Source organism: Shewanella sp. SW32 (assembly GCF_025653365.1).
GTDB lineage: Bacteria > Pseudomonadota > Gammaproteobacteria > Enterobacterales > Shewanellaceae > Shewanella > Shewanella oncorhynchi.
The window spans coordinates 177,569-196,677 of the sequence record NZ_JAKKSJ010000002.1; the positions used below are offsets into that span (position 1 = coordinate 177,569).

Here is a 19,109-nt window from a genome sequence, read left to right on the forward strand (position 1 = left end):
TAATTTGCCCAAACTGAATTTAGGCAACTTTATAAATGGGCAAAGTTAAGGGGCGAGTTATCGCCCCTTATTTTTTACTTTAGAAAATTAAAATCAAAGTCGTGGGGCTTCACCCCACACCCGACCAAGGAGGACTGCTCGTCCTATCCTCCTTGGATGCTCCAAGACGACCCTAGCGAAGTTACATGCATTGATTAGTGGCTTCGTGCTTATTCGAAAATCGCTAACGCTTCCGATGGGGCGTCCCTTCCCCCCGAAAGCTACGCAGACGTCCTGTCTGCGTCACGCTATTTTCTTCAACGCTCTTCAGCAACTTCGCAGGGGATCGGTGAACTTCTGTGGGATTAGAGTTAGCATATTGCATTGAAAGAGTTATGCCCGTCCCATCTATCTATTTACTTCTTTTAGAAATAGATAATATCTCTTTTTCAGAAACTTCTAATGCATGAGAAACCATTTTATGAACTGCCATTTGGTTCGTACGCTTTATTTCCCCTCTTGTTAATTTAGGCTGATCTTTATAAGACCAACTAAAACTATCCAACGTACTTATTTTCGCACCAATAATTCCAACTTGATAAAAACAAAGAAGTGACTCATACATAAAATCAGAAACATCAACACTCTGCCCTACCTCATACATTTTTCTGGCTACCACAGTACACGGGTCTATACTTAATTCTTCAGAACTAACAGCCAATTCAGAGGCTACAGCTTCAAGTTTATCACTGGATAATACGTTGCGCGTAAATGGTGACGTAATTCCTCTTAAAATTTCAACGGAAACCTCTAGATTTGGAAAAATTTCATGCCACTCTTCCTTTAAAGAGTCAAGCCTCTTAACCGAGTAACTTGATTCTGCAACATAAATTGATCTCCATGAAATCCTAGGAGTATCTAACGCAGCAACAAAACACTCATTGGCAAACTGTATAACATCTCGAGGTCGCATCAATGTCCGTTGAAAAATATAAGACAATGCATCGACATTATGTTTAGGCGAGGGAAATACATCATTAAACTCTACTGTACTTGAAGTATACTGCCTTCTATATACCTCTCTCAATCTTCTTTCAAGTAAACTTTTAAGATCGTGCTCCGTCCAATTTATTTTTACAATATATGACTCGTACTTGTCTTGCTGAAAACCTGAATCTCGTGTTTTATTAAATACTACATTTAACAAATCTACTCGAAGAGCTGTAATTATCTTAACCTGTGGAATATTCCTAAATGATTTAGTTTCCTCAATCAATGCCCTGATAAGCCTACAGCGCGTTTCTGTACTAGCCCAATCTTCATCAAGCTTATCTATTAAGATGTAGAATTTCTTTTGTTTATCATTAAATGCATAGTCTGACAACAATTCAAAAACTTCATTAAGTTTTTGAACCTGAATTTGATTTATAACTTGAGTCGCTAGTGTTTTCACCTCTACCTTAACTTCATCAGATAAATGCTTAGCACCTTCCAATGATATATTCAGCGTGGAGAATTTAGTTCCTAGCCCTGATTTTAAGTCAGTACTAAGTTTATTTGTAATCTCCCGAAGATGTTCACTTGTTTCTAACCAAAATTTATCACCCCACTCTCTAAAATAATTTAAAGCCCGTTGTTTAGTTTGGTCTCTACTAACTGACTCATATAGTCGTCTAAAAAATGTTGCACTTGCATCCTGACTTCTAAGGTCATATCTTAACTTTAATAGCTCAACAATTAGAATATGTCGCCAAAGCATCCGATAAAACAAATCTAGTTTTATACCTAGTTTATTAAAGAACTGTATTATATCTGAATGCTCAACAAATTGTACGGATATAGAGTGAGGATCAAGAAGCACTGAGTACTCTACAGATTGAGAAATATGATATATAAAAGCACTTTTCCCAGCCCCTGTTCTACCGACAAGAATAGATTCAGTTCGCTCGACATCAAGCAGATCACTTAACTGACCATTATCAACAAAACAAGCATCTAATAAGCTAGCATCAGATTCAGCATCTAACTGGCCGAGCTTTACGCCTTTTTTAATAATTATTTCATTCAAGACAACCCCTCCTACTCTTCAAAAAATCACACTAATAACAAGTGCAATCAAATAGAAAAAGATCCAAAAATACCTTTTAAATACAATTAAAAAATTGATATTAATTAATCGATTTCGCTAACTTTAGTTATATGGATTATATACCCTATCAAATTCTGCTTTTGCATCGGCTTTGTGGTTGATGCAGTTGACCATGTGTTCGTCGGACTTAAAGTTTTTACAGTCTTCGGGGACAAGATAATACTTGCGCCATGCTTCGGCTTTGCGTAATCGAGCGGCCTCGTTTTGCTTGGCTAGTCTGGATTTTTCAGCCGCATTTTGCTGTAACTCTTGCTGAATCTGATACTCAGCAAGCTGGCGATCTTTCGCAGCCTGCTGGCGAGCTAGTTCCGTTTGCTTTTGTTGCATAGCAAACTCATTAAGCCCTTGTGTCAGGCGGTATTCGACATAACTCAAATAGCCAATTCGCACTAATAAAGTGACCAATCCCGCTAACAAGATCCCTAACGTAATTTGTAAAACTGATTTCATCCCTAACTTCCAAAGTCCATTACCGATAAAAATGCGATTTATGCCGTTAAAATCCGAGCAACATTAAGATGTTGCTGACTGCACCTATGCAGCCCAGTATCAAAACTTTAATCACACCAAACACTAAGCGAACACAGTAGCCGCAGAATACATTTCCCCTCGGAGTTGCCGCAGGGCGAATAAGCAAATTGCGTGAGTCTCGCCATGGATGGCGAGCTAGCTTTCGCAGTTGCAGGGACGCATCCTTCGGAAGCGATAGCAAATTTGCCAATGAGTACAAGGGGCTTTCAACTCCGTTGGGGGGCGGCAAGGGAGATCCAAGAGGGAATTGCTGTTGATCCCCTCTTGGTCGGGTGTGGGTTGAAGACCCACGACCTTGATTCACCTCGGCCGCTAGGCCGCAAAATTACTAGTTAACTAATTTGTGAACCGACAAAGCTTCCCCATTGCTACCGCACTTCGCCAACATCCGTCAGCCAAGCCATCAATCAAAACAAGGTTGCACCAATTCAAAACGTCCACTGCTGAACATTGAGCACAATGCCAATAAGCACTGTGGCAACAAGCATAAGTGCCAAAGCATATTCACGAATTTGCAGGAGGAGTTGGGTATCTAAGAAAGAGAAAAGACACATCGTCCTGATGCAAGTGACTCGAATCGCGGGTACGCGATTAAAGCTCATCCTTGTTAAAAACCTAAGATAGCGACATAGCGTACACTTGTCTATAACTTTAGCATTACAAATCAAGTAATTAAGTAAGCACTGATTTAACAATGTTGATATGAATGCATGTGACTAAACCAGTCGCCATCAAATAGCACTATCTCTTGATCTTGCGGTGGCAATGAAGTCTTGCCGTGACGGGCGGTCTTGTTTTGGCAAGTGGCCAATTTTGACATGCGAAAATTAGGTGCAGTGCACACATTGGCTAAAGGGCACTGAACAAAATTCAGCCATAAAGTAACTGAGTTGAATCACAGTGCAAACATCACTGTAAAAGCCTGATAGCACGGGCTTTACACTCTGATTTAGCTTGGCCAAAACTGCAACGATTAGCCGCCTAAATTTGCATTTTCGGCCCTACATGCTAACGTGGCTAATGTAAATTTACATTCAGTGTTTATCAAAGCTATGTCGCAACAATCAATAAAAAGTCGATCGACAACAAGCTTATATCGGGCGATACCATGCAGCGCGGCTGATATTACACGGAAGCACAACTGAGGTTGAGATATGGAACCATCTAATACATCACGCCGGACCTTTATCAAGCAATGTGTGATTGGCGGGGTTGCCGTATATTCGGCCCCTTTGTTGTGGGAAATGAGTCGCGCGAATGCGGCGATTGTCTCCCCTGAACTGGCAGCCCAATGGCAAACTCAGGTTAATGGTCAATCTAAACCTAAGTTTCGTAACGACGGCATAGCGAAGGTCACAGGCCAAAAAGTCTATGGCCGTGATTACCGCGCTATGGACATGGAGGGCTGGCCCAAGCAGCAAGGTTACGCTTTTATACTTCGCGCCGCCGATGCCTCCCATGTTTATCAAGGCTTTTCCCTGGACCACTTACCTGCGTCTGCTAAGCCCTATAAAGTGATCACTGCGGCCGATCTGGCCCGTGATAAAATCAAGCTGCCCGATTTTTACGGTGACAACATGTTACTAGCCGAAGGGCAAACCGCTGACTACTTAGGTCATGCGGTGGCGATATTGTTGTTCGACAGTTTCCCCGCCTTTAAGCAAGCTAAGTCCTTGCTGCAATTTGACCAGACCTTACTGCGCTTTGGTGAGCAAACGCCGTTTGTGTCGGACTCGAAAGACCCTTACGCCAGCTGGCGCCTTATTCGAGTTGAAGGTGAAAATGGCGCAAGGGAAGATTTATATAGCCCGCTCCACGATGGGCTGTTTTTCCCTAGCGTAAAAGATCGCAAGCCAGAATGGTTAGGTAATCCGAATGCCAAAGGGACAGTGTCTGAGCGCGGGCTTTATTATGCGGGTGAGATAGATAAGCAGATTGCTAGCGCCCAAGCAAATCAACAATGGCAAGTGTTAGAGCGGGAATATCGCACCCAGATCATCGATCCTATGATGATGGAACCCGAAGCCTTTAACGGCTGGTATGATGCGGCTAGCCAAACATTTCATACGGTTATTACCTCGCAGTCGCCGCAGGACTTTCAAGAGATGGCAGTGCACATGCTGTTATCTAGCCCACTGGCTGGCAAGGTAAAACATCTTGTGGTGCACTCGCCTTATATCGGCGGTGGATTTGGCGCGAAAGACCATTCGATATTTCCTTATTACGGCGTGATCGCGGCCGTTTATGCCAAAGGGCCAATCCGACTCGCCAATGACAGATTCGAGCAATTCCAGTCTGGCCTTAAGCGTCATCCGTTCATCATGAAAAGCCGCTTAGCGGTGGATAAATCGACCTTAAAAATCCAAGCCTTAACTTCGCAGATGACAGTCGATGGCGGCGGACGAGTCAACTTTACTCCGTCTGTGACCTCGGTTGGCGCAACAGCGATGCAAAGCATTTATTACACGCCGCGCAACGATATTATCGCCACCGCCTATGCGTCGCGTAATCCAGATGCGGGCTCGATGCGTGGTTATGGCACGCTGCAATCGATGACGGCGATGGAATGTATGATCCACGAGATCGCCGACGAGCTAAAGGTTGATCCCTTTAAACTGCGCGCAGCCAACGTGATGGAGTCTGGCCAGCGTAATACTCAAGGTGCGATTCCTAACGGTACTTTGCGTTACCGCGAAATGCTCGACATGGCCGAGCAAGCTCCCGTGTGGCAAAACCGCGCGGTGAATAAAAAGGACTATGAGGCCAAACATCCAGGAATGCGTTACGGCGTCGGTTTTGGTATCGCCACCAAAGATTATGGTACGGGTGCAGCAGCGCCAAGTGCGGCGGTTCGCCTAGCTAAAGACGGAAAAATCACCCTAGAAATCGGCTTTATCGAAATGGGCACAGGCACGCAAACCTCCCAAGCCGTCGTAATCAGCGATGCTCTAGGCAACTTTGCCGATGAAGTAAAACTCGCCGAAGTGGATATTTGGGATGCGATGCAATTAGTGCAAACCGATAATCCTTATATTATTTCGCAGCAACGCCAAGATGAAATGGCGGCCAATCCACGCTGGACACCGGTTAAAGCCATGGCCTCGTCGGCATCTATGTCGGCCTATTATCAAAGTCATGTCACCCGCATCGCCGCCGACGTTATCTACCGTCACGGCCTGTGGCCTGCGGCAGTATCGATTTGGAACGAGTTGTATTTTAACACCCCAATGGGCTCGACTAATTTGCATAACGCCCGCGATGGTCGCTGGGTCGATGGCAAGTTAACCGCCTTGGGCTTTCCGCCGCTGTCGATCGATATCCTCGCAAAACGCGCCCACGACATGGGCTTAGTGGTCGGCGTGATGGGCCATGCCTTTAATCGCTGGGCTTGGGCCGAAGCCGATTTCGACATTCTTGGCACTAAAGAACGTTTAGCCTTGGATGCGCTGGCGCTGCAATACGGCGAAGGGAACGCGACGTTTGCGGCCACTTCCGACACGACTATGAGTATCAAAGCGCGCCAAGCCAGCATGAAGTCTAACGGCTATCACTTGATCGATCGTCAAGCCATGAGTTATCCCAGAGCCGAGCTGAACAATGCCATGGTGACTTACTACGCCCCCTGCGCCACTTTGGTTGAAGTGGCCGTTAACGAAGGCAATGGCGAAGTCACGCTGCTGAGTTCTCATACTTGGTTAGAAGCGGGCAAAGTGATCGTTAAAGAATTAGTCGAAGGGCAAATTCAAGGTGGTCTGGCGATGGGAATAGGCCATGCACTGCATGAAGGCTTACCGCCATTTGAAGCAGGCGCCGGCAATGGTACGTGGAACCTCAATCGCTATCAGGTGCCGTTAGCGCGGCATGTGGGCGTGTGGGATCAACGTCATACCATATTGCCGCAGTTATCTGATAACGATCCCAGCCGTGGTATCGCCGAAGTGGTGATGATCCCTGTGGTCGCGGCGCTGATTGAAGCCGTGTATCAAGCAACCCATGTCCGCTTTTACGATTTACCTATGACAGCGAAAAAAATTAAGGAGGCCATGGCATGAGCCAGTCTATTAAACTGACCATTAATAACCAAGCCGTAGGCCCGATTGAAGTCGCCGATGGTGTGATGATGATTGAGTTTCTACATGAATACTTGAACCTCACAGGCACTAAGTTTGGTTGCGGCGCAGGCGTATGCCACGCCTGTACAGTGATCGTCGACGACGAGCAAGGCATGAGTGAAGTGGTGCGTACCTGCATCAATGGTGTTGAGCGTTTTAATGGTAAACGCGTCCGCACTGTCGAAGGTCATGCTAGACAAAACTCCCTTGGCGAAATCACCGCCCTGAGCCCAGTGCAAGAGGCTTTTTTGGAGCATTTTTCGTTTCAATGTGGTTGGTGCACCTCGGGCTTTGTCAACGAATCGACCGCACTGCTTGAGCGATTAGAGCGACAACCTATCGCTAAAGATCAAGTTGAAAAAGTCGTTGAAGATGCCTTGAGTGAACACGTATGCCGCTGTACTGGCTACGTAAAATACTATGCGGCGGTCAAAGATCTGATCCTCAAAACTAAGGGGCTAACCCTGTGATGACATCAGCCAATCTGCGCTATTTCTCGCGCTATTTCCCGCACATTAGTAGGATAAAAAATCTGTTGAGCCACAATCTACTCCTGAGTTTAGGGCTAGGTTTACTCGCCTGTTCCAGCAGCGTTGCCGATGAAGGTGGCAATACGAATAACGACATCGCACGCGGCGCGTATCTGATGAAGATAGGCGACTGTGTGGCCTGCCATACTGCGGTCGGCGGTCGCGAACTCGCGGGCGGTTTGCCGTTCGAAACCCCCTTTGGCGCTGTGTACTCGACCAATATCACCTCAGATAAAGAAACTGGGATTGGCAAATACAGTTACGAGGAGTTTTTTGATGCCATGCACCACGGTGTTGGCGTCAACGGCAACCTTTATCCTGCTATGCCTTACACTTCCTACAGCCTGCTCACGGACGCAGACACTCAGGCGATTTATGACTATCTGATGAGTACTAAACCTATCAAGCAAGCTAATCGCGACAATGATGTGTACTTTCCGTTTAACCTGCGTTTTGGCCTAAAAGCTTGGAACTTAGTCGCACACGATGCTAAGGAATTTACCCCGAGCAAGGAAAAAAGTGAGCATTGGAACCGCGGCAATTACTTAGTCAATGCCCTAGGGCACTGCGGTGAATGCCACACCCCAAGAGACACGCTGTTTGCCATGGAGCAGGACAAGCACTTTGAGGGCGCGATTATCGAAGGGCTAGAGGCATCGGACATTCGCCCCGCTGAGCTTAACAGGCAAAACTGGACCCATGAGGATCTTAAGTCGCTATTTACCGAAGGCTATTCCCGCAAAGGCACCGTCTTTGGCGGCATGTATCCCGTGGTGTATCACAGCTTTAGCCACTTAACCGATGATGATATGCGCGCGGTAAGCAGTTATCTGCTCGATAACGACGATGATCTTAAACCGGATCCGCTCACCTTTAACGGCCATAAACCTGAACTGCCAGGTTATACGCTCTACAAAGGTTACTGCGCCGGTTGTCATGGCCAAAATGGTGAAGGTCGTCCTAATGTCGCGCCCGCGATGGCAGGTAACGCCACCTTAGATAAAGCGAGTCCGCACAATATCGTCGCCGTGATGCTAAAAGGTATTCAAAGCCAGCATTACAACGCTACCACCAGCTTTTATGCCATGCCGGGATATGCTGATGAGTTAAGCGACGAGCAGATTAAAGACTTAGCCAATTACCTAAGACTCACCTGGAGCACACAAGCTGGTAATCTCGATGTAAAAACCATCCAAAGCTTAAAAGAAGTGATCCTCGAGCACGACTAACCCACATAGGTATGTGGGAGATTTAAGATAAAAGCCGACTCTAGTGTCGGCTTTTGCTTGAATGATATAGAGCGCGAGAATCGGTCACTCATCGACTTAATCAAAGTAAGCGGGATCAGAGTAAGCGGAGCTTCACTTTCACTTAGCCACGCAGTCGAGTATCGAAGAAGGCTAAGCTGCGCGCCCAAGCGAGTTCGGCGGTGGCTTTATCGTATCGGCCAGTGGAGTCGTTATAAAAACCGTGATTCACATTCGGGTAAAGATAAGCGACATAATCGGCTTTATTGGTTTTTAGCTGGGTTTCGTACTCGGCCCAAGTGTCGTTTACCCGCTGATCGAGCCCAGCAAATTGCAACATAAGTGGCCCCTTTACTCGGCTACGCAGTTCCACTGCGGCTGGCGTGCCATAGAAAGGTACGCCAGCATTGAGTTCATCGGGAATCGTGGCGGCCAGCATATTGACGATATAGCCGCCAAAGCAAAAACCTACGGCACCGAGTTTGCCATTGCTCTGGGGATGAGATTTTAAAAACTGCGCAGCGGCAATAAAGTCTTGCTCGATTTTGGCTCTGTCTAAACTGCTTTGCATGGCGCGGCCCGCATCATCATTACCCGGATAACCACCTAAGGAATAAAGTGCATCGGGGGCGAAGGCGATATAACCCTGCGCGGCTAATCGGCGAGCCACATCTTCGATATAGGGATTAAGGCCACGGTTCTCGTGCACCACTAATACCACTGCGGCTTTTTTAGTGGGATCTAAGGTTTTCGGCTCACCTGCGGCACTGCCCGCGAGCAATAACTCATCGGGCATGACTAAGTAGCCGCGCCCTTCACCGTAACCATTTGGCGAGGGAAACTTAACATAACTGGCTTGAATACTGGGATCGTTAAAGGAGACTTGCTCAGCAAGTGCATAGTTCGGCAAGAGTGCGCCCGTGAGCATCGTCATGGTGAAACCTAGCGCCACCAGTCCTGCAAGCCGCCCCATAAACTCACGGCGGTCGATAATGCCGTGGGCATATTCGTCATACCAGTCAAAGGCTTCCTGCGGTATCGGTTGTATTTTTTGAACACTCATCTGGCTTTTTTCTGCTACGGCTTGCTTGTCTTGCTGTGTCATCGTTATTCCTCCGTTGAACAAGCTAACCACAGATCACTTCCCTAGCTTGTGGGTGTTAAGATTTAACTCAAGAGTAAAGGAAGAATCGTACTTAGGGCAACTGACTTTAACGTGTGCTGTTTTGTAAGCTTGGTTTGAAATAACACATGATTGGCACAAACGACTGTCGGTTAAGGCTAGGCTAGCTTAAAATAGCGATTTAGATTCTAGAGGGCTTGGCGTGATACAACATAGAGCTAGCCAGATGGTGATATTTCACACTCTGGTGACCAGTGGCAGTTTTACCCAAGCGGCAGCTAAGTTAAAAACCTCGACCTCCTATGTCAGCAAGCAAATTGGCGCGTTGGAAGCTGAGCTGAACTTGCTGTTAGTGCAACGCACCACGCGCACCTTAGTGTTAACTGACGCGGGCCAGCAATTTGCGCGTTATTGTGAGCAAGTGTTTGAAGCAACGCAAAATGCCGATGCCATGATGCTGGATGCCCGTGACGACATTAGCGGGACGATTCGCTTAGGTTCCTCTCAATCCTTTGGCACCTTACACATCATCCCCGCGCTGGAAGTGTTGCAGCAAAAGTATCCCGAATTGCGATTTGAGCTGAGCCTGTTCGACCATAAGGCCGACATGCTAGAGGAAGGCCTCGATCTGTGGATCACTAACCATGAACAGTTGAACGAAGGTTATATCGCCCAGCACCTTGCCGAGACTAACTTTGTGGTGGTCGCCTCTCCCGATTATTTACTCAAGCATGGCGTGCCACACCATCCACAGGCGTTAGCGCAACATAATTGCGTTATCTATCAAAGCAAGAGCCGTAATTATGATCGCTGGAGTTTTGCTAAGGATGACCTAGAACAAACCGTGCATGTGGCGGGAAATTACCGTGTCGACTTAGCCGAAGCCGTGCGCAATGCGGTGATTGCGGGGCGCGGCATAGGCTATGTGGCCACGTATTTACTCAGTGATGAGTTTCAAAGCGGAAAACTGATCCAACTCTTACCCGATTGGAAACCACTGCAACAGATGCCCGTCTATGTGGTTTACCCAAGGCGGCGCCATTTACCGACTAAGTACAAGGTGATAATCGAGTGTTTAAAGTCCCATATCGGCCACCCGCCCTACTGGGATAAAAAGCTCAAACCTTGGTTAGGTAAGACAGTCACTTAAACTGCAGCCACTTAAGCTACTGTCATTTAAGCAACAGTCATTTAAGCAACAGTCACTTAAAGCTGCATTTCAAACCAGCACTGACGACGACACCAGTCCAAAGCCGCCTGTGGCATGATGTCGATTATTGCCACAGGCACAAATATTATTTCCTCTGGGCAACAGTAGCTAAAATAGCTTTTATTCTCCTGCATAAACAGCAAGTTAAACTGTTGCTATTTTCAACACTTTTATCGTAACAGCCCAGTAACGCCCTCGACTTGCCCTTACTGCGACTCGGCCTACAATGCGCGACTTCTTCCTTAACTCAAAAGAATAACCCCTTATGACCGCGATATTAGGCATGATAAGTATCTTGTTTTTTGCTTGGTTACTGTCAGTGAACCGCAAGAATATTCCCTACCGCACTGTGATTTTAGCCCTAGGCTTACAAATTCTATTTGCCCTGTTAGTGCTCTACGTCCCCGCAGGTAAGGCCGTATTGCAATCCGTTACTGCGGGGGTGTCGAGCGTGATAGCCTATGGCAACGAAGGGATTGGCTTCCTGTTTGGCGATCTCGCCACGGGTAAAGTCGGCTTCGTATTTGCGATCAATGTGTTAGGTATCATCATCTTCTTCTCGGCGCTGATCTCGGCCCTGTACCATATTGGGTTAATGCCTAAGGTGATCAACATTATTGGTGGTGCTCTGCAGCGTTTACTGGGCACGGGCCGCGCCGAGTCTTTATCTGCCACGGCAAACATCTTCGTCGGCATGATTGAAGCGCCGCTGGTGATTAAACCCTATTTAAAGCATATGAGCGATTCGCAATTCTTCGCGGTCATGAGCTGTGGTTTAGCCTCAGTCGCGGGCGGTACCTTAGTCGGATATGCCGCGCTAGGTGTCGATCTTAACTATTTGATCGCCGCCGCCTTTATGTCGGCACCCGCGGGTCTGTTGATGGCTAAAATCCTCATGCCGCCTAGCGACAATGACAAACACAGCGCCGATGAAATCACCTCCGTCGAACTGCCACGCGCCACCAATGTGGTTGAAGCCTTAGCCGATGGCGCTATGTCTGGCATGCGGATTTCTGTGGGGATTGGTGCCACGCTACTGGCCTTTGTCAGTGTTATCGCCCTGCTAAACGGCATGTTAGGCGCTGTGGGTGAATGGTTCGGTTACCAATTAAGCTTCGAATTTTTACTCGGTTATCTGTTCGCCCCTATGGCGTGGCTGCTGGGTATTCCTTGGCATGAGGCCATTACTGCAGGCTCACTCATTGGCCAAAAAATCGTAGTGAATGAATTTGTGGCCTTTATTCAGTTAATGAAAGTCGAAGACCAACTGAGCGCCCATTCTCAGGCCGTTGTGACTTTTGCCCTGTGTGGTTTTGCGAACATTTCAACCATGGCGATTTTGATCGGTGGGCTGGGTAGCATGGTGCCAGAGCGCCGCGAATTTATCGCCCGTAATGGTTTTCGCGCCATTGCCGCGGGTGTATTTGCCAATCTAATGAGTGCGGCCATTGCCAGCGTGATCCTCTCGCTGTAGTCCGTCAGCTTGGGCTTTTTTAGGTGATCATCTCACTATTGAGTTAACCACTAAGTTAGCCACTCTCGCGCAGCAAAACCACTTTAGACACTGACCCAAATCAAGCAAGCTTGGTTTGGGTTTTCTTTTATGCCTCAGATATTTTTTGTGTATAATGTCGCCAGAAAAAGATTAATGAGTTTACATTTCAATAACATGCGTAGCCAAAGGAGTACGAATGGCCATAGCGAAATACAAGGCAGTTAACGCCGCAATCACACTGACAATGGCAGGGATAACACTCTTGTTAACCGCCTGCGATAACTCAACGTCACCCTCCAATTCAGTTAATACCAACATACCCACAGAGCACGAATATCAGATTATTTCCACCATAAACCTCAATGATGGCTTTGAAACCCGCAAAGTGCTGCAGGCACGACTGCTGCTGGATTACCAATTACAGAATGCAGAGGGTAAGGCGACCAGCTTAACAACGCCGTTAACCCATAACGCCCGTTTTTTTATCCAACCTAATATGCTGCAAATTAGCGATTATGGCATGCCGATTCCGGTGAGTAATATCGACCCTAAAGGTAACTCTAATGAAATCTTTCAGTTGGTTAAAGATGGCTTTAATGTGGAATTTAACAATGGTGAAGTCCGCCAACTGACTCCCATTGCCAAGATGGATCAAAAAGATATCAAGGAATTATTTGACCACTGGGTGAATCTTAATAGCTTGTTTAAACAAGCTCCAACCTTGCCTGTAGCACTTGAGCCTAGGGTCGGTTATAGCATCAGCGCCCCCATGGATGCACGCCTAACTTGGACGGTTGAGCAAGTGACCGAAGATAAGTTATTTGCAGTAGTACAAGGTGAGAAAGACAACTTTAAGGCCTATGGCAAGTTCGAGCTTAACCGCAAAACCGGCTGGTTAGAGAGCATGGCGTTTTTTCAACAGGAAGAGAGCAAAGGCAGTACCATTACCCGCCGCATCGCCATGGCGCCCAAGGATAGCCCTTATATCATGAACATGCTTTGGCATGCCGACGCTAACTACGATGCCGAGCGTGATATAGATGATCTGCAAAAAGAGCTCTACCCGATTAGCGATGTTCCTCGGGAATATAAAGCCCATGATAAGGACTTTATAAAATCCTTATTACCTGATCAACAAGGTATTCTTGATAATATTGGCCCATGGGGCGCTGACACTCCAGAAGTGCTGCAATTGCGCTTTGTGCATAATATAAGCCCGCGATATGTGGTTGCTAATGTGCATTATGAAGACTTAGCCGCCTTTGATGCCAGTGGAAATCCGATAGACATTCACTTCTGGCAGCACAGCAGAGGTGTGGCGATGAATTTCAACCGCTCGATTGAGTCTTCGGTGGATCTTATCGCCACAGGCTGGGACAACACCGCCAATAAACTCAAACAGATAGATCATATCACCGCCAAGCTAACCCTTATCCCCGAAAGCAATAAGATAGTCGAAAAGTCGTGGGATGAACTGGTCGCGAATCCTTACGCCTTCGGCGATGCGAGCCTCACCATTCAGGTGCTCGACGCCGAGGCAAAGCTATTTAAAGTCGTAACAAAGCAGAGTAACACTCAAAACATTAACCTTCCTTTTCAGCAATTTAAAGGAAAGATGGCCGAAGCCCGTCGCGATGGTGATTATCCCCAATGGTTAACAGTGACGGATAAGGAACTGCTGGGGGAATTAATCGGTGTCGATGATCCTCATCACCTTAGCACCCGCGCCCTGTTACTTAAGCTAGATGAGATCCCTAAAACCGTTGTAATCGTAGAGAACCAGCCACAGCCGGAGTTAAGCCAAACCAAGAACATCCGCTTTGTGACCTTTACCGACTACAACCAAAATCTGGCCAATCCCTTAAGCGAGTTTGGCGATTCGAGCCTCAATAACTTCCTCTATCAAGATCTTGAGCCATCAAACGCCGAAATCAGTGCGATCCAAGGGATAAAACCTGAGACTGAAAATGGCCATAATCTGTATATTCCTATGTCAGCCGCATTAGCGAGTGCCTGTAAACCTGAAATAGAACAAGGTTTTAAAGAGGGGAAACACGAAGTCACTTGGCTGTTTGAGCATAATGCCCCAAACGGACCAGCCTATACCCTGATGACGCCCGACCGCGAGCGGCAGTTCTTCTATGATAAACAGATCAAGGGCAAGATCCGGTGCCAAGGTGATATCCATTGGCAGCCTTTAGAACTGCCCGTGACTGACCGCCCTTGGTTAATCGATTTACAGTCTTGGCTGACGCAAACTGGATATGGCAATGAGCCGAGTAGCGATCTTAAAAATTACTTTAAGGTCGAAGATGCCCAAGGCAATCTGTTAACCATTCGACTCCCCGAAAATACTGAGCTGCAAATTAACGAGGTGCTGATCGATGGTCGCTATTTAAGTGTCGCAGGCCCCGCAGCGAAGGTGAGTTATATGACGATCTCTAAAGACCCCGTCGACATCCCCTATGAATTCACCTTTAAACCTTTGCCATAAAAAGGAGCGGTTATGCGTCTATTTACAGTAAAACGGCTCCTTGGAGCACTCGTACTTATCAGCACCCATGCCAATGCACAAAAAGTGTTACTCGATGCCCATTGGAAGGTTGTCAAAGATGAAAAACAGGCTCAATACTATCTAAAACAATCGACCGAAGTGATCGACGGCAATTATAAGGCTGAGGTTTATTACAAAAATAACGATATGCTTTTCTGCGCCAGTGCCCTCGCCGATAACAAAATCGGTAAAACCCTCGCGAGCGAACAATTCCGCGGTGCTTATCAATGTTACTTTGAGGATGGCAAGCCGTACGAGCAAGGCTTTCGCAATGGGCAAGGCCAACTTCATGGCTTGCTTAAAAAATACATTGCCACCGGCCAATTATATACTGAGTCGCACTATGAAAATGGTGTGAAACAAGGCCTCGAAACCGCTTACTGGAATGGCGGCAATATCCGCTACAAAACCACCTTTAAAGATGGACAGGCAGTCGGCATCAGCGAACATTTTGGCCCCGAAGGTGAAGTCACCGCCAAGATCTGCAATGACCCGACCTGTGTGAGTCAATATTTTAATCTTGGCAAACTTAACCGTGAAGCACATCGCGTTGATGGCCTATTGCATGGCACTGAGACAACTTGGGGCCTGAATGGGCAAGTCATCTCGACCCAAGAGTTCGTTAAAGACAAAAGGCAAGGTGACTATTTTGAATATTTTGACAATGGCAAAGTCGAGCGTCACTACCAATATCAAGCTGATTATCAGGTCGGTGAGCAACTGACTTATTATGAAAATGGTCAGATCAAATTAAAGGAAGTGACCAACGATAAAGGGGATGCCCTCCAATCCATCGAATACGATGAGCAAGGGCAAATAAAAAAAACCACCGACAGCAAATACCAAGGTAATCGCTGGGTTTATCGTAAGCAGCAGCGCTTTAGCAAGGGCCAACTGATTGAGAGCACAGAAAACGACATACTCAAAAACTGGTCACTCAGCGAAGACTACCAGCAAGGCGAGTTAGTGAATCGTCGCGAGGAACTCGATAAAAAATTGACTGGCTTACATATTAAATCCTTCGACCAAACTGATGTAAACACCGTTTCCCGCGAGTATTTTAACGAGGGCAAGCGTGAAGGCCCCTATGAAATGGTGAAAATCGACCATAAAACCGGTAAGCGTTGGGTGGCCGAGCAGGGTCAATATTCCAATGACAAGCCCTCAGGCAAATGGAAGAAGCAGCAAGAGGATACCAGCCTCACCTTTAGCTATGATGACAATGGTGAACTCCATGGTGAGTTTCGTAATCAGACAAGTTCAGGGCAACTGCTTGAATTAATAAATTTTAACCATGGCAACCCCGACGGCTTAGTGCAACGTTACGCCAACAATGGTCAATTGTATGAAAAAGGCGAGTACCGCAATGGTCAACAGGATGGCGATTGGATATTTACCGATGGTGAGTACGGTTTCCGCCCAATACCCAATCCTGAAAGACGCTATTGGTATGGTCGTTTCGACCAAGGCAAACAAGTCGGCCATTGGGAATTGCGCTCATCTGAGGACTATGTGCTCCAAATCGCCAATTATGACGAGCAAGGCAAACTTCATGGTAAGCAATACGAGTTTGAGGAACATGGCTGGATAGAGGTGATTAATAGCTACAATCATGGGCAGTTTTTAAATCAGGAAACACCACCACCTGTGGTCACTTCAGACTCTGGTTTCCCGATGTTTTAGCCTAAGCATATTCGCTTAATCGATTAACTTAACCCTTGGCGCTGTGCACTGTATATAAGTGCACAACCCGATAAATAAACTCAACAGCAAAAAATTAGGATTCTTGTATAGGCCGCAAACCGCGCGGCCTTAAGACCCAGAACAGAGCAAGGAATCAGCATGTTCAATACGCCATTTCGCTTTATCAGCCTCGCGATTGCGGGAGCCAGCTTAACCAGTGTCCATGTACAAGCAGCGCAAAATCTCTCCTCCATGATGGTCGAAATCCGCCAACAGGACGGAATTCCCAGCTATTACAATCTCGCCACTGGCATGCCCTTAAATGGCGATATCGCCATAGTGCGCGATAACCAAGGCTATACCTTAGGGCAGTTTTCCGAGGGGATCCCTAATGGTAAATGGCAAGTATTTCATACCAATAACAGCAAGCTAGTCGAAGGAAACTATCAGCAGGGTTATCAAGATGGCACTTGGCATATGTTCGATTTGAGCGGCGCCGTTACTGAGGAACAGCAATTTGCCAAAGGCGTGCCCACGGGCGAATGGAAGGAATACAACAGCAGCGGCCATCTCAGCCAAACGACGCGCTATAAAGACGGTAAAAAGGAGCAAGTAAAACGTTTCTATAACAGTGGCAAACTGCAAGCCCAAGAAAGCTACCTCGATAACCTGCGTCACGGGAAATGGGAAAGTTTCTATGAAAACGGCACCTTGTCCCAAAGCCAGAGCTATGCGAACAACCAACTCTCAGGTTCTTATTTAGAACAAAATCCCAATGGACAAGCCACAGTGACGGGCCGCTTCGATGCAGAAGGCCGTCGCCAAGGAGCATGGGAAACCTTTTTCGATGACGGGACTAAATCGAGCAGCAGCCAGTTTAATCTCAATCTGCTCGAGGGTGAAGAACGGACATTTTACCCCAATGGTGAACTCGCCAGCCGCTGCCAATATAGCGCTGGGCAACGCCAAGGGAAATGCCAGCAATTTAATGATGCAGGTAAATTACAAGTTGAAGAACAGTATGTTAATGGTGCATTAGACGGGCCACAGCAATATTTTAATGCCGAGGGCATTCTCACTAGTGCTCTCAACTATAAACAGGATCAACTCGCCGGTACGCAAAAATATTTCCACAACAACGGCCAACTTAAAGAATTACGTAACTACCAAGACTCAAAGCTGACTGACAATGGCCAATACCCGCTTCATGGACCATCGGAGCGTTATGATGCCGAAGGTCATCTGCTCGAAAAAAGCCACTACGACATGGGAATTAAGGATGGCCAATTTGAGCGCTATCACGCTGGCAAGCTGCAATCCTCCGAGCAATGGCGACAAGGGCAGCGTCACGGTGAATCACGCCGTCACCACAACAATGGCAAGCTGCGGACGCTAGATCAATACGTTGAAGGTAAACCAACAGGGAAATCAGAAACCTATTTTGACGACGGCACAGTGAGTGAGCGCGGCGAACGTATCGATGGCCAATGGGTCGGAAAATATGAGTCATTTTACGATAACGGTAAACCTCGGGAAGTATCTCACTACGCACGGGATAAAAAAGACAATGCCAGTCGTTACCCTCTTGATGGCCATTTCGCCCGCTGGTATGCCAATGGTGATCCCAATGAAGAAGGCACATATCAAAGCGGCAATAAAGAAGGCCTATGGATACAGTACAGCGAAGGCCTGAAACAACGGGAGCAAACCTTCGCCAATGGCAAACTTAATGGTAACTATACAGAGTATTACCACGGACGCCGCCGTGTGACAGGGGAGTATTTGGACGACCAAAAAACCGGTCTATGGACGGATTATCGCTACGAAGAAAAAGACCCTACCTATGGCACAATCCCCGAGGGGAATATCCAGCAAAAAAGCCATTGGCAGGAAAACAAGCGCCATGGAATTCGAGAGTTTTACAGCTTTAAGCAAGTGGTTTACCGCTCAGAAACCTATGATAAAAATGACAAAACAGGCCCGTATGCCGAGTACTATCCCAACAATGGCCAACTAAAACTTAGCGGTGCTATGGATAAAGGTAATCAAACTGGATTGTGGGAAAGTTGGTTTGAGGATGGGATGCAAGCTGCTAGCACTGAGTTTTTAGAGGGTCAAAACCATGGCCAAACGAAAGAATATTACAGTAACGGCCAACTCAAATTAGAGGCAACTTATGCTAAGGGTTCGCTTGATGGTCAAGTGAAGCAATATCACCAGAACGGTAAGCCAGAACTCGTTGAAACCTGGGTGAAAGGCCAAAAAGAAGGCGATGCTAGCTATTACCACAACAATGGCAAGTTAGCCGAACAAGGCACTTATCTTAGGGATCGCAAGGAAGGTCTATGGCAAAGTTTTTGGCCTAATGGTGAAAAACGCACTGAAGGCAGTTATCTCAGCGATCGAGAATCAGGGGATTGGAATCATTATGATCAACTCGGCAAGCTGATTAAAACAGAACACCATGGCTAGCTTAAAAATGGGGTTTTAGATTAA

The 19,109-nt window shown here is 46.9% G+C and carries 11 protein-coding genes; 8 read left to right on the forward strand and 3 right to left on the reverse strand.

Annotation, left to right across the window (positions count from 1 at the left end; translation table 11 throughout):
- Nucleotides 1-391 precede the first annotated feature (391 nt).
- Together L5M28_RS01935 and L5M28_RS01940 are read right to left on the reverse strand one after the other, a co-directional pair.
- On the reverse strand, nucleotides 392-2,047 hold the full coding sequence (locus L5M28_RS01935) for a P-loop ATPase, Sll1717 family (RefSeq protein WP_106649635.1): 1,656 nt from the start codon (nucleotides 2,045-2,047) through the stop codon (nucleotides 392-394).
- A 123-nt stretch (nucleotides 2,048-2,170) separates the two neighbouring features.
- The gene (locus L5M28_RS01940; RefSeq protein WP_263202278.1) at nucleotides 2,171-2,578 is read right to left on the reverse strand and encodes a hypothetical protein; all 408 of its coding nucleotides are present in this window, start codon (nucleotides 2,576-2,578) and stop codon (nucleotides 2,171-2,173) included.
- 1,235 nt (nucleotides 2,579-3,813) lie between these two features.
- On the opposite strand from L5M28_RS01940, the gene L5M28_RS01945 reads away from it, so the two are divergent.
- From L5M28_RS01945 to L5M28_RS01955, 3 genes are read left to right on the forward strand one after another with little or no spacing between them, the layout of a single operon-like run.
- Entirely contained in the window at nucleotides 3,814-6,711 is a 2,898-nt protein-coding gene (locus L5M28_RS01945; protein WP_263202280.1) for a xanthine dehydrogenase family protein molybdopterin-binding subunit, read from the forward strand.
- Nucleotides 6,708-7,241, forward strand: a complete 534-nt coding sequence (locus L5M28_RS01950; RefSeq protein ID WP_006082848.1) for a (2Fe-2S)-binding protein — start codon at nucleotides 6,708-6,710, stop codon at nucleotides 7,239-7,241. The genes L5M28_RS01945 and L5M28_RS01950 overlap by 4 nt, the downstream gene beginning before the upstream one ends.
- A complete protein-coding gene (locus L5M28_RS01955) occupies nucleotides 7,241-8,530 on the forward strand; it encodes a cytochrome c (protein WP_263202304.1) in 1,290 nt (429 codons plus the stop codon). Before L5M28_RS01950 ends, L5M28_RS01955 begins: the two co-directional genes overlap by 1 nt.
- 142 nt (nucleotides 8,531-8,672) lie before the next feature.
- On the opposite strand, the gene L5M28_RS01960 is transcribed toward L5M28_RS01955, so the two are convergent.
- Nucleotides 8,673-9,653, reverse strand: a complete 981-nt coding sequence (locus tag L5M28_RS01960; RefSeq protein ID WP_263202282.1) for a dienelactone hydrolase family protein — start codon at nucleotides 9,651-9,653, stop codon at nucleotides 8,673-8,675.
- A 220-nt stretch (nucleotides 9,654-9,873) separates the two neighbouring features.
- Between L5M28_RS01960 and L5M28_RS01965 the strand changes: the two genes are divergently transcribed.
- From L5M28_RS01965 to L5M28_RS01985, 5 genes are all read left to right on the forward strand, one after another.
- A complete protein-coding gene (locus L5M28_RS01965) occupies nucleotides 9,874-10,821 on the forward strand; it encodes a LysR family transcriptional regulator (RefSeq protein WP_263202284.1) in 948 nt (315 codons plus the stop codon).
- A gap of 325 nt (nucleotides 10,822-11,146) precedes the next feature.
- Nucleotides 11,147-12,355 carry a NupC/NupG family nucleoside CNT transporter gene (locus L5M28_RS01970; protein WP_263202286.1) on the forward strand — a complete coding sequence of 403 codons (1,209 nt, stop codon included), beginning with the start codon at nucleotides 11,147-11,149 and terminating at the stop codon, nucleotides 12,353-12,355.
- A 217-nt stretch (nucleotides 12,356-12,572) separates the two neighbouring features.
- Nucleotides 12,573-14,870: a hypothetical protein gene (locus tag L5M28_RS01975; protein ID WP_263202288.1), complete on the forward strand. Its 2,298-nt coding sequence runs from the start codon at nucleotides 12,573-12,575 to the stop codon at nucleotides 14,868-14,870.
- 12 nt (nucleotides 14,871-14,882) lie between these two features.
- Nucleotides 14,883-16,613 (forward strand): toxin-antitoxin system YwqK family antitoxin, encoded by a 1,731-nt coding sequence (locus L5M28_RS01980; protein ID WP_263202289.1) that lies wholly within the window; start codon nucleotides 14,883-14,885, stop codon nucleotides 16,611-16,613.
- A gap of 159 nt (nucleotides 16,614-16,772) precedes the next feature.
- Nucleotides 16,773-19,085: a toxin-antitoxin system YwqK family antitoxin gene (locus L5M28_RS01985; protein ID WP_263202290.1), complete on the forward strand. Its 2,313-nt coding sequence runs from the start codon at nucleotides 16,773-16,775 to the stop codon at nucleotides 19,083-19,085.
- Nucleotides 19,086-19,109: the final 24 nt, after the last annotated feature.

Coding starts and splice junctions, on each gene's coding strand:
- L5M28_RS01940 (WP_263202278.1), bottom strand. CDS start 2,578: ATGAAATCAGTTTTACAAATTACGTTAGGGATCTTGTTAGCGGGATTG.
- L5M28_RS01975 (WP_263202288.1), top strand. CDS start 12,573: ATGGCCATAGCGAAATACAAGGCAGTTAACGCCGCAATCACACTGACA.
- L5M28_RS01960 (WP_263202282.1), bottom strand. CDS start 9,653: ATGACACAGCAAGACAAGCAAGCCGTAGCAGAAAAAAGCCAGATGAGT.
- L5M28_RS01955 (WP_263202304.1), top strand. CDS start 7,241: ATGACATCAGCCAATCTGCGCTATTTCTCGCGCTATTTCCCGCACATT.
- L5M28_RS01945 (WP_263202280.1), top strand. CDS start 3,814: ATGGAACCATCTAATACATCACGCCGGACCTTTATCAAGCAATGTGTG.
- L5M28_RS01970 (WP_263202286.1), top strand. CDS start 11,147: ATGACCGCGATATTAGGCATGATAAGTATCTTGTTTTTTGCTTGGTTA.
- L5M28_RS01950 (WP_006082848.1), top strand. CDS start 6,708: ATGAGCCAGTCTATTAAACTGACCATTAATAACCAAGCCGTAGGCCCG.
- L5M28_RS01980 (WP_263202289.1), top strand. CDS start 14,883: ATGCGTCTATTTACAGTAAAACGGCTCCTTGGAGCACTCGTACTTATC.
- L5M28_RS01985 (WP_263202290.1), top strand. CDS start 16,773: ATGTTCAATACGCCATTTCGCTTTATCAGCCTCGCGATTGCGGGAGCC.